This window comes from Bradyrhizobium sp. PRIMUS42, assembly GCF_023006515.1.
GTDB lineage: Bacteria > Pseudomonadota > Alphaproteobacteria > Rhizobiales > Xanthobacteraceae > Bradyrhizobium.
In genome coordinates this window covers 1-10,759 of the sequence record NZ_JALBGZ010000151.1, presented here as the reverse complement: position 1 = coordinate 10,759, position 10,759 = coordinate 1, and the positions used below count along the sequence as shown (strand labels likewise).

General features: G+C 64.7%; 11 protein-coding genes. 4 read left to right on the top strand and 7 right to left on the bottom strand.

Annotated elements, in window-relative coordinates:
• Together MOV75_RS14260 and MOV75_RS14255 are read left to right on the top strand one after the other, a co-directional pair.
• The coding region (locus MOV75_RS14260) for an MFS transporter (RefSeq protein ID WP_247006028.1) at positions 1-1,042 on the top strand (1,042 nt) is incomplete at its 5' end.
• 210 nt (positions 1,043-1,252) lie between these two features.
• Positions 1,253-2,488, top strand: coding sequence for an MFS transporter (locus MOV75_RS14255; RefSeq protein ID WP_246928587.1), 1,236 nt, complete (start codon positions 1,253-1,255; stop codon positions 2,486-2,488).
• Positions 2,489-2,666: 178 nt separating this feature from the next.
• Here the strand turns inward: MOV75_RS14255 and MOV75_RS14250 are convergent, their stop codons facing one another.
• A complete protein-coding gene (locus tag MOV75_RS14250; protein ID WP_246928604.1) occupies positions 2,667-3,161 on the bottom strand; it encodes a VOC family protein in 495 nt (164 codons plus the stop codon).
• An 89-nt stretch (positions 3,162-3,250) separates the two neighbouring features.
• Positions 3,251-3,796 carry a carboxymuconolactone decarboxylase family protein gene (locus MOV75_RS14245; RefSeq protein WP_246928606.1) on the bottom strand — a complete coding sequence of 182 codons (546 nt, stop codon included), beginning with the start codon at positions 3,794-3,796 and terminating at the stop codon, positions 3,251-3,253.
• Positions 3,797-3,934: 138 nt separating this feature from the next.
• Here MOV75_RS14245 and MOV75_RS14240 point away from each other — a divergent pair, with 138 nt between their 5' ends.
• Both MOV75_RS14240 and MOV75_RS14235 read left to right on the top strand, forming a co-directional pair.
• Positions 3,935-5,149, top strand: coding sequence for an acyl-CoA dehydrogenase family protein (locus tag MOV75_RS14240; RefSeq protein WP_246928624.1), 1,215 nt, complete (start codon positions 3,935-3,937; stop codon positions 5,147-5,149).
• A gap of 126 nt (positions 5,150-5,275) precedes the next feature.
• Complete coding sequence (locus tag MOV75_RS14235; RefSeq protein ID WP_247006026.1) at positions 5,276-6,415, top strand: acyl-CoA dehydrogenase family protein; 1,140 nt, start codon at positions 5,276-5,278, stop codon at positions 6,413-6,415.
• Between the two features lie 307 nt (positions 6,416-6,722).
• Here the strand turns inward: MOV75_RS14235 and MOV75_RS14230 are convergent, their stop codons facing one another.
• From MOV75_RS14230 to MOV75_RS14210, 5 genes are all read right to left on the bottom strand, one after another.
• Entirely contained in the window at positions 6,723-7,760 is a 1,038-nt protein-coding gene (locus MOV75_RS14230; RefSeq protein ID WP_246925781.1) for an amino acid ABC transporter substrate-binding protein, read from the bottom strand.
• Between the two features lie 54 nt (positions 7,761-7,814).
• On the bottom strand, positions 7,815-8,408 hold the full coding sequence (locus tag MOV75_RS14225; protein ID WP_246925780.1) for a L,D-transpeptidase: 594 nt from the start codon (positions 8,406-8,408) through the stop codon (positions 7,815-7,817).
• 355 nt (positions 8,409-8,763) lie between these two features.
• A complete protein-coding gene (locus tag MOV75_RS14220; protein WP_246925778.1) occupies positions 8,764-9,738 on the bottom strand; it encodes a hypothetical protein in 975 nt (324 codons plus the stop codon).
• A gap of 103 nt (positions 9,739-9,841) precedes the next feature.
• A complete protein-coding gene (locus MOV75_RS14215) occupies positions 9,842-10,405 on the bottom strand; it encodes a thioredoxin family protein (RefSeq protein ID WP_246925774.1) in 564 nt (187 codons plus the stop codon).
• Between the two features lie 31 nt (positions 10,406-10,436).
• Positions 10,437-10,759: cytochrome c biogenesis protein CcdA (locus tag MOV75_RS14210; protein ID WP_309486940.1), on the bottom strand; the 323-nt coding region annotated here is incomplete at its 5' end.

Sequence of the window (10,759 nt, the reverse complement as noted above, 5' to 3'; positions counted from 1 at the left end):
CACGCTGCCGACCGGCGCGATCTCGCGTCGCTTCGGCCGCCGCTGGGCTTTCGTCATCGGCACCGGCTGCGGTGTCCTCACCGGCGTGCTCGGCTCGTTCGCGATCCTGCACGGCTCGTTCGTGCTGTTCTGCATCGCGACCTTCCTCGGCGGCCTCTACGGCTCCGTGGCGCAGTCCTATCGCTTTGCCGCCGCCGACGGCGCCAGCGCGGCCTACCGGCCCAAGGCGGTGTCCTGGGTGATGGCGGGCGGCGTGTTCGCCGGCGTGCTCGGTCCGCAGCTCGTGCAATGGACCATGGACGTCTGGCAGCCCTATCTGTTCGCCTTCAGCTTCCTGGTCCAGGCCGCAGTGGCGCTGGTCGCCATGGGCATCGTTGCCGGCGTCGATATGCCGAAGCCCGCGCCGGCCGATCTCCACGGTGGCCGGCCGTTGCTCACCATCGTGACGCAGCCGCGCTTCATCGCCGCGGCGCTGTGCGGCATCATCTCCTATCCCATGATGAATCTGGTGATGACCTCGGCACCGCTCGCCATGAAGATGTGCGGTCTGTCCGTGTCCGATTCGAATTTCGGCATTCAATGGCACATCGTCGCGATGTACGGGCCGAGCTTCTTCACGGGCGCGCTGATCGCCCGCTTCGGTGCGCCGAAGATCGTGGCGGCCGGCCTGCTGCTGGAAGCTGGCGCCGCCGGCATCGGCCTCTCCGGTCTCACCGCGATGCATTTCTGGGCCACACTGGTCGTGCTCGGTGTCGGCTGGAATTTCTCCTTCATCGGCGCGTCCGCGCTGGTGCTGGAGACGCACCGGCCGCAGGAGCGCAACAAGGTTCAGGCCTTCAACGATTTCCTGGTGTTCGGCATGATGGCGATCGGCTCGTTCTCCTCGGGCCAGCTGCTCGCCAATTACGGCTGGTCGGCGGTGAACCTCGTGGTGTTCCCACCGGTCGTGCTGGGCCTTGCCGTGCTCTCGCTGGTGTCCTGGGCCCGCCGCCGCAAGGCGCGGCTGGAGGCGGCGATGGGCGAGTTCCCGGACGCCATCTGACTGGCAGGAGGCTGTCACCAACGTTGATGCTTCGATCACTGTCGAAGTGATTTTCGGGTGAGGACTATTTAGATGTCGTGATGGCCGGGCTTGTCCCGGCCATCCCCGTCTTAGGACGCTGAAGAAAGAACGTGGATGGCCGGGACATGGCGAGCGGAAGCGACGCCGTCCTTCAGACGGCTATGCCCGGGCATGACGGAGTAAGCAGCGATGCTCGATAATCTTCAACAGCCGACGATCGACGAATCCTCCCTCCGCTACGAAGGCTGGCGCATCGTCGCGGTCTGCTTCCTGCTTGCGACCTTCGGCTGGGGGCTCGGTTTCTACGGCCAGAGCGTCTATGTCGCCGAGCTCCAGCGCGCCCGGGGCTGGCCGGCATCGCTGATCTCCGCAGGGACCACGTTCTTCTATCTGTTCGGCGCGTTGCTCGTCGTGTTCGTCGGCGAGGCCGTCCGCAACTATGGTCCGCGGCTCTGCCTGATCGCCGGCACGCTGGTGATGGCGGCAGCTAGCGTCGCGATCGGCGCGGTGCGCGAGCCCTGGCAGCTTTATCTCGCCAATGCCGTGCTCGCCTTCGGCTGGGCCGGCACCAGCCTCGCCATGATCACCAACACGATCAGTCTGTGGTTCGACCACAAGCGCGGCATGGCGATCAGCCTGGCGCTCAACGGCGCCAGCTTCGGCGGCATCGTCGGCGTGCCGTTGCTGATCACGCTGATCGCCCATATCGGCTTCGCCGGCGCGATGTATGCCGCCGCCGGCGCCATGCTGGTGCTGCTGCTGCCGGTGATCCTGCTTCTCGTCGGCCGGCCGCCCGATCTTCACGGCTGGAAGGCGTCAGCGAAAGCGACGCCGCAATCATCGACGCAGATCCGCGCCTGGGCACTGCGCGATGTCGGCTTCCTCACGGTGACGATTGCCTTTGCGCTGGTGCTGTTCGCGCAGGTCGGCTTCATCGTGCATCTGATCTCGTTCCTCGATCCCGTGATCGGCCGCGAGCGCGCCGCGGTGGCGGTCGCGGTGCTGACCGCGATGGCGGTGGTAGGCCGCGTGCTGTTCTCGCTGGTGATCGACCGCCTCAACCAGCGGCTGGCCTCGGCGCTGTCGTTCCTCAGCCAGGCCGCCGCGCTGCTCGTCGTCATCAATTTGCACAATGACTATGCGCTGATCGCAGCCTGTGCGGTGTTCGGCTTCTCCGTCGGCAATCTCATCACGCTGCCGTCGCTGATCGTGCAGCAGGAGTTCGACAGCGCCTCGTTCGGCGTGCTGATCAGCCTCAACACCGCGATCAACCAGGTCACCTACGCCTTCGGCCCCGGTGTCGTCGGGGCCTTGCGCGATTGGTCCGGCGGCTATTCGCTGCCATTCTATCTCTGCATCGCGCTGGAAGTGATGGCGGCGGCGCTGATCATGGTGCGGGGGAGGTCGCGCACAAAGCTCTCGTAGGGTGGGCAAAGGCGCGAAGCGCCGTGCCCACCAACAGTCTCTCCACGCACGTACAAGAATTGGTGGGCACGCTGCGCTTTGCCCACCCTACGGGACCTGCGTTTGATGACGCGACGGTGCCTCAACACACTCCGTCATTGCGAGGAGCCCTCGCAATGACGAGGGGTGAGAGCGGAATTTACCCCTCACGCTGCTTCAACAACGCTTCCACGTCCAGCCGCTTGGTGAACATCGCCAGCTTGCCATCCGGCCCGAGCGGCCATTGCTCCCTCGGCTTGTCCCAATACAGCTCCACGCCATTCTGGTCCGGATCGCGCAAGTATAGCGCCTCGCTGACACCGTGATCGCTGGCGCCATCCAGCGCAATGCCGGCCGTGAGCACCCGGTGCAGCGCATCCGCCAGCGCTGGCCTGGTCGGATAGAGGATCGCGGTGTGATAGAGCCCAGTGGTGCCCGGCGGCGGCGGTGAGCCGCCCTTGCTTTCCCAGGTGTTGAGCCCGATGTGATGATGATAGCCGCCGGCCGAGATGAAGGCCGCACCCGAGCCCATCTTCTGCATCAGCTCGAAGCCGAGCACGCCGCAATAAAAGCCGAGCGCGCGATCGAGATCGGCGACCTTGAGGTGGACATGGCCGATCCGGGTGCCGGCGGCGACGGCTTGGTTCTGCGACATGTGGCTGCTCCGTTGATGTCATGCAGATAAGGCGCACTCGGAGACGGTGCTATTGCCGATCCTGAAACCCAGCGTTTCCGAACGGGAAACTACGCCAGTTCCTTCTCCTCATCCTCGGGCAGCTCGAACTCAAAGGTGTTCAGCGTCATCGACACCATCGTGTAATAGCCGCACAGCCCGATCACCTCGACGACGCCGCGCTCGCCAAGCAGCTTCACGGCCTCGTCGTAGAGCCCCTTTTCGACGCCGTGGCCCTCATGCAGCGATTTTGCGAGATCGTAGATCATCTTGCCCTTGGGATCGTCGAACTCAGGCGTGCGGCGGTCGCGGATCGCGTCGATGATTTTCGGGTCCATGCCGCCGGCAAGCGCGAGGCGCTTGTGCGCGTACCATTCGTAATGCGCGGTCCAGTGCCGCGCCGTCACCAGGATCGCGATCTCCGAAAGCTTCGCCGGGAATATCGTGTCGTAGCGCATGACCTCGCCGAGCCGCGTGGCGTGGCGCGCCATCTCCGGACTGTTGAGCCAGGCCATCATCGGCGCCGGCGGCTTGCCGCGCTTGCCGGCGATCGACTCGTCATAGGTCTGGCGCTGGCTCTCGCTCATTTCGCCAGGCGAAAGAAGTTTCAGGCGCATTGTCGTTTCCTCTTTGTTTTCAAGCTCGCCATGGTGCCGACTATAGCCGAATGCGGGCTCGCGGAAGTGGTTGAATTCCGCGGTGCAATGGCCCAGAGTCGCGCCCAACAAGCCGATTTCGATTGATGGAAACGACCAATGCCTGAATCCAAAACCAGCGACACTGAAACCGCCGATCTCGAACAATTCCGCAACGAGACGCGCGCCTGGCTGGAAGCCAATTGCCCGCCCGAGATGCGCAAGCCCGCAACCTCTGACGCCGACGTGTTCTGGGGCGGGCGCAACGCCAAATTCTCGTCCGAGCCGCAAGGCATCTGGTTCGAGCGCATGCGTGACAAGGGCTGGACCGTGCCTGATTGGCCGAAGGAATATGGCGGCGGCGGATTGAGCGCGGCCGAGCACAAGGTGCTGCGCGCCGAGATGGCGAAGATGGGTGCTCGCCCGCCGTTGTCGAGCTTCGGCATCTGGATGCTCGGGCCGGCGCTGCTGAAATACGGCAACGACGCGCAGAAGAAAGAGCATCTGCCCAAAATCGCCGCGGGCGAGATCCGCTGGTGCCAGGGCTACTCCGAGCCGAATGCCGGCTCCGATCTCGCTTCGCTCCAGACCCGCGCCGAGAGCGATGGCGACGATTTCATCATCACCGGCCAGAAGATCTGGACGTCCTACGCCAATTACGCCGACTGGATCTTCTGCCTGGTGCGCACCGATCCCACGGCCAAGAAGCACGATGGCATCAGCTTCATCCTGTTCGACATGACCTCGAAGGGCGTGACGACCAAGCCGATCCTCTTGATCTCCGGCTATTCGCCGTTCTGCGAGACCTTCTTCGACGGCGTCCGCGTGCCGAAATCGCATGTCGTCGGCACCGTCAATCGTGGCTGGGACGTCGCGAAATATCTGCTCCAGCACGAGCGCGCGATGATCTCAGGCATGGGCGAACGCGGCGTCGGCCGTCCGCTGGGTCAGATCGCGGCCGATTCCGTCGGCACCGATGCGCAAGGCAAGCTCGACGATGCGATGCTCCGCGGGAAGATCGCAAGCTTCGAGGTGGATGAGGCCGCGCTCGCGGCCTGCGCCGAGCGTGCGGTCGATCTCGCCAAGGCGGGGCAGGCGCATCCGGCGTTCTCCTCGGCGATGAAATATTACGGCACCGAGCTCAACAAGCGCCGCTACGAGATCCTGATGTCCGCGGGCGGCGTCGATGCGCTGGAATGGGAAAGCGAGCGATCCAAGCAGGGCGCCCGCCCGCGCGCCTGGCTGCGCACCAAGGCCAATTCGATCGAGGGCGGCACCACGGAGGTGATGCTCGGCATCGTCGCCAAGCGCATCTTGGATCTGCCGGGGGCATGATTCACCGTCGTTCCGGGGCGATGCGCAGCATCGAATCCGGAACCTCGATATTCCGGGTTCCCGCTGCGCGTGCCCCGGAATGACATCCAACAATACGCATTCCACGCGATATTAGAGACTTTGCACATGGCCCTCGTCCTCACCGAAGAACAATCGATGCTCCGCGATAGCGCGCGCGGGCTGATCAGCGACAAGGCGCCGGTGTCGCACCTGCGCCATTTGCGCGACAGCAAAGACCCCACCGGATTCTCCAAGGAGTTTTGGAATTCCTTCGCCGAGATGGGTTTTGCCGGCCTGTTGGTGCCGGAAGAGTTCGGCGGCTCCGGTCTCGGCTATGTCGAGGCCGGAATCGTGATGGAGGAGATCGGCCGTACCTTGATGCCGTCGCCGTTCCTCGCCACCAGCGTGGTCGCGGCTTCCGCGCTGAACCGCGGCGGCAATGCCGCGCAGAAGTCGGACTATCTGCCGAAGATCGCGAGCGGCTCGCTGCTGGCGACGCTGGCGATCGACGAGGGCGCAAAACATCGCCCGCACCAGACCAGCTTGCAGGCCGTGCGCGCCGGCAACGGCTTCAAACTCTCGGGCGCCAAGGCCCTGGTGGTCGACGGCCACGTCGCTGATCTCCTGATCGTTGCCGCGCGCACCGCGGGCTCCGCGGGAGAGCGTGACGGCCTGACGCTGTTCCTGGTCAACCCCAAGGCCAAGGGCGTCGCGATCGAACGCACCATCATGGTCGACGCGCACAATGCGGCTCGGATCGAGCTCGCCAATGTCGAGGTCAATGCCGACGGCGTGCTCGGCGAAGTCGATCAGGGTGCCGCTCTGCTCGACGGCGTGCTCGACATCGGCCGCGGCGCGGTCGCCGCTGAGTTGGTCGGCCTCAGCGAAGAAGTCTTTGGCCGCACCGTCGAGTATCTCAAGAACAGAAAGCAGTTCGGCAAGCTGATCGGCGAATTCCAGGCGCTGCAGCACCGCGCCGCCGAGCTCTATGTCGACATCGAGATCACCCGCGCCGCCGCCATGAAGGCGCTGCAGGCGCTGGACGCCGACGTCGCCAAGGCGACCTCAGCAGTCGCGGTCGCAAAGGCGCGCGCCGGCACCACCGCGACGCGCGCGGTGCAGGAGGGCGTGCAGATGCATGGCGGCATGGGCATGACCGACCAGTTCGACATCGGCTTCTTCATGAAGCGCGCGCGGGTGTGCGAGGAATTGTTCGGCGACGCCAACTACCACACCGAGCAGCTGGCGCGCGCGCGGGGGTATTGAGCTCGTAGCCGGGATGAAGCGCGTAGCCCGGATGAGCGAAGCGATATCCGGGAATGCACGAGCGGCGCCCCCGCATGTCGCTTCGCTCATGCGGGCCACGGGACTGGATAAGACGCGCGAACTGCGCGCCTCACACGCGCCGTCGTCGCCCAGCTTGACCGGGCGACCCAGTATTCCAGAGACAGCAGGTGTTGAGTCGACGGGCCGCGGCGTACTGGATCGCCCGGTCAAGCCGGGCGATGACAGTTGAGGGTGTGTCTACGGCTATGACGCGAGCCCCGCTCGCAATGACGGCCGAGAGACCGCCTTACCTCATCGGCGGTGCATACTGCACGCCACCCGCGTTCCACAGCTGGTTCATGCCGCGCGGGATCTTCAGCTTCGACTTCTCGCCGATATTGCGCTCGTACATCTCGCCGTAATTGCCGACGTGGCGGATGATGCGGGCGGCCCAGTCCTTGGTGAGGCCGAGCTGCTCGCCGTAATTGCCTTCGGTGCCGACGAGGCGCATCACTTCGGGCTTCTTCGACTTCAGGGCCTCGTCGATATTTTCCGAGGTGACGCCGAGCTCTTCGGCGTTGATCATCGCGTACAGCGTCCACTTCACGATCATCATCCAGTCGTCGTCGCGCTGGCGCACCACCGGGGCGAGCGGCTCCTTGGAGATCATGTCCGGCAGGATCATGTTGTCGCCTGGCTTCGACAGGTTTATCCGCAGCGCGTAGAGCTGCGAGACGTCGGCGCTTAGCGTGTCGCACTTGCCGGTGTCGTAGGCCTTCACGACGTCGTTGAGGTTTTCGAACTTCACCTCGTCATACTTCATGTTGTTGGCGCGGAAGTAGTCGGCGACGTTGAGCGCCGTGGTGGTGCCGGCCTGGACGCAGACCTTGCTGCCGGTCAGGTCCAGCGAGGTCTCCTTGTTGCGCGAACGCGGCAGCATGAAGCCTGCGCCGTCGTAATAGGCGACCGCGGGGAAATAGAGGTCGTAGTCGAGCTCGCGCGCCATGCTCCAGGTCGAATTGCGCGAGAGGATGTCCACCTTGCGGCTCTGCAATTCCTTGAAGCGTTCGCTGGCATCGAGCGGGATGAACTTCGCCTTGCCCGGGTCGTTGAAGATCGCCGCGGCCACCGCGCGGCAGAAATCGACGTCGAAGCCGTTCCAGTTCTTGTTATCCTCGGAGTACGAGAAGCCCGGCAGGCCCTTGTTGACGCCGCACAGCACCTCGCCGCGGCGCACGGTGCGCTTCAGCGTACGGGTGTCGTAGAACTCGTAGATGATGGCCAGCACGGCGACCAGCACGGCGACCGCGAGCCCGATCAGCAGGCCGCCTCGAAAACTGCGCATCATGTTGCTCTCTCGAAAAATCGGGAAAAGGAGGGGGGCGAAGAAAGGGGATATTTAGAGTTCAGGCTTCTGCCGGATGACCACCTTGGTGCCAACAGGGACGCGGTCGTAGAGATCGGCGACGTCGTTGTTGACGAGACGGAAGCAGCCCGAAGACACCTTGGTGCCGATCGTGTCGGGACGGTTGGTGCCGTGGATGCGGTAGACCGTGGTGCCCAAATACATGGCGCGGGCCCCCAGCGGATTGCCGGGGCCGCCGGCCATGAAGCGCGGCAGATAGGGCTGGCGCTGGATCATCTCCGACGGCGGCGTCCAGTCCGGCCATTCCTTCTTGTTGGTGATGGTCACCAACCCCTGCCACTGGAAGCCATCGCGGCCGACGCCGATGCCGTAGCGGATTGCGCGCCCGCCCGGCTGCACCAGGTAGAGGTGCCGCTCGGCGGTCGAGACGATGATCGTGCCCGGCGGTTCGGTGGTGCGGAAATAGACGACCTGCTTCTGCCATTCCGGCTCGAGCTGGTAAGCCTCGTCGGCGACCAGGCCCGGCTCGTCGCCGCGGTCTGGCTGCTGGGCAGTGGCTTGCGGGACGCACAGAATAAGCCCCACCGCAGCCATGAACATCCCGGTCAGGCGACGAAAATCCGTCATCTCAAGCTCTCCCCGCTGCCACAGCGCAAATCATTCCAAAGGCATCAAACCTGAGGGGCAGGTTCATGGCAAGTTGATGGCGCGCCGCCCTGATATGTCACGAGAATGCCTATGGTTTTTTGACGGAGCGGGGCAATGCCACATACAGGGGATGGCGCGAAAAGCAGTGTGCTGGGCTCGATGCGCTCCCTCCCCCGCTTGCGGGGGAGGGTCGGGGAGAGGGTGCTTCCGCGATGGGACTTCCTCAGAGGAAAGAACCTCACCCGCCGCTGCGCGGCGACCTCTCCCGCAAGCGGGAGAGGCTCAGACCGAACTCGCGGCGAGATCAACCCGGACAACGGGCAATGGAAGCCAGTCAGATCTTGTTGCTCTCCGCCGCGATCCCCAGCCGCCGCACGATCTCCGTCCCCACGGCACGCGCCTCGAGCCTTGAGCCGATGCGCGGGCTGCGAAACCTCCGCCCCGAGTGAAGTCGGATCACGACGATGCAGTGCTCGTCCTCGGACCGGCCGCGACGCTCGACCGTGATCGTCTTCACGTCGAATCCTGCGATGTGGTCGGCGCGCAGGCTGCCGTCGCCCCACAGGCGTTCGACACGGATATCGCTCTCGCGGATGATCCAGAAGGCGCCAGTGACGAGGTTGGCATAACGATGCACGGCGAATGCGGCGATCGCGCCGAGCGGCAGCAGCAGGATGTCGACATGGCTGGGCGATAACCCACGCCAGAGCTTGTAGGCGTAGGGCAGGGCGCACAGCGCGACCGCGATCAGCGACACGATCCTGATGTCCCGCGCGGGAAACGGCTCGAGCGGATCGCCGAGATGCATCTCGGGATTGCTGGCATCGAGCGGATTGGCGGGATCCTCGACATTGGGAACGTCGAACTGCGCCGCGATCCGGGCCACGGTGTCGCGAACATGGGTGACATCGGAGATCGGCGGAGAGGTCAGGCGTTCCCCCGAAGCCAGCGTGAAAACGAGCTGAAAGCGGGCCTTCACCCGCTTGCTGCCGGGAACCTGTAACCCCGTGATGTCGTCTTTCGCGACGATCCGCGTACGGAGCTTCCCGAATGGACTTTGCCGCCCGATCAGGATCTCGTTCGGTGTGATGATCCACACCACCGCCGGGGCCACCATGATGCCGACGACGAAGCCTGCCCCCACGAGCAGCGCCACCACCGAGATGACGATTTCCAGGGTGTCGTGCGTGAACAGCCCCGGCGTGAAGCACAGCGCAACCGCGGCCGCGCAGGCGGCCACGATCAGCCGCTGCGCGATCGAGGAACCTTCACGGAGGCGAATGTCGGTGCTGGTGGTCGCGTCGTCCATTGCGGGCGGCTGATTTCGAGGCTTGCGAAACTCCACGGACGGGTCCGTGGAGTCAAGCAACAAGGACGAGACCTGAAATCTGCCGCGCGATTCCGATGCAGCGTCAGCTGCTGGCGTTCAGCAGCTTTGCCACGGTGCGGTCGATCTCGTCGTAGCGGCCCTCGCCGGCGTGCTGGAACACGATCTTGCCGGTCTGGTCGATGATGTACTGTGCCGGCCAATACTGGTTGCGGTAGGCGTTCCAGGTCTTCGAATCATTATCCTGTGCCACCGGATAGGTGATGCCGTGACGCTTCAGCGCGGCCTGCACGTTCGAGGCCGAGCGCTCGAACGGGAATTCCGGCGTGTGCACGCCGACCACGACGAGGCCCTTGTCCCTGTACTTGGCGTAGAGCTCGGTGACGTGCGGCAGCGTGTTGACGCAGTTGACGCAGCCATAGGTCCAGAAGTCGACCAGCACCACCTTGCCGCGCAGGTCGGCGATGCCGAGCGGCTTGGAGTTGAACCAATTGTTGATGCCGGTGAAATCAGGCGCGGCCTGCTGGCTCGCGGCGGCGGTGACGACAGGCGTCGCGCGCACGGCCTCGTCGCAGATGCCAGGGATGACGGCGCCGGTCACGGCCATGCCGATCAGCGCGGCGCCCACTGTGAGCAGTTTGACGGTCATGGACGAGTCCTCCGGTTGAGATGCGCGATGATCACAGGCCGATCTGGCCGGTCGGGTAGAAGCCGGTGAGCCACGCCACGATCAGCGTGTCGTATTGGAAATAGGCGGCGACCGCGAAGCCGATCACGACGACGCCAAAACCCTGCTGCAGGCGCGGCGAGATCCGTGAAAGGCTGCGCACGCGTGTGGTCGCGGCCTGGCCGCCATAGGCTATTCCCAGCATCGGGATCGCCGCGCCGATGGCGTAGGCGAGCAGTAGCGTGCCGGCCCAGGTCAGGTTCTTCGAGGTCGCAACCAGCGTCAGGATCGAGCCGAGCACCGGGCCGGCGCAGGGCGTCCAGACCAGGCCGAGCG

Coding starts and splice junctions, on each gene's coding strand:
- MOV75_RS14230 (WP_246925781.1), bottom strand. CDS start 7,760: ATGCGCAGTTTTCGAGGCGGCCTGCTGATCGGGCTCGCGGTCGCCGTG.
- MOV75_RS14220 (WP_246925778.1), bottom strand. CDS start 9,738: ATGGACGACGCGACCACCAGCACCGACATTCGCCTCCGTGAAGGTTCC.
- MOV75_RS14225 (WP_246925780.1), bottom strand. CDS start 8,408: ATGACGGATTTTCGTCGCCTGACCGGGATGTTCATGGCTGCGGTGGGG.
- MOV75_RS14255 (WP_246928587.1), top strand. CDS start 1,253: ATGCTCGATAATCTTCAACAGCCGACGATCGACGAATCCTCCCTCCGC.
- MOV75_RS14215 (WP_246925774.1), bottom strand. CDS start 10,405: ATGACCGTCAAACTGCTCACAGTGGGCGCCGCGCTGATCGGCATGGCC.
- MOV75_RS14250 (WP_246928604.1), bottom strand. CDS start 3,161: ATGTCGCAGAACCAAGCCGTCGCCGCCGGCACCCGGATCGGCCATGTC.
- MOV75_RS14245 (WP_246928606.1), bottom strand. CDS start 3,796: ATGCGCCTGAAACTTCTTTCGCCTGGCGAAATGAGCGAGAGCCAGCGC.
- MOV75_RS14240 (WP_246928624.1), top strand. CDS start 3,935: ATGCCTGAATCCAAAACCAGCGACACTGAAACCGCCGATCTCGAACAA.
- MOV75_RS14235 (WP_247006026.1), top strand. CDS start 5,276: ATGGCCCTCGTCCTCACCGAAGAACAATCGATGCTCCGCGATAGCGCG.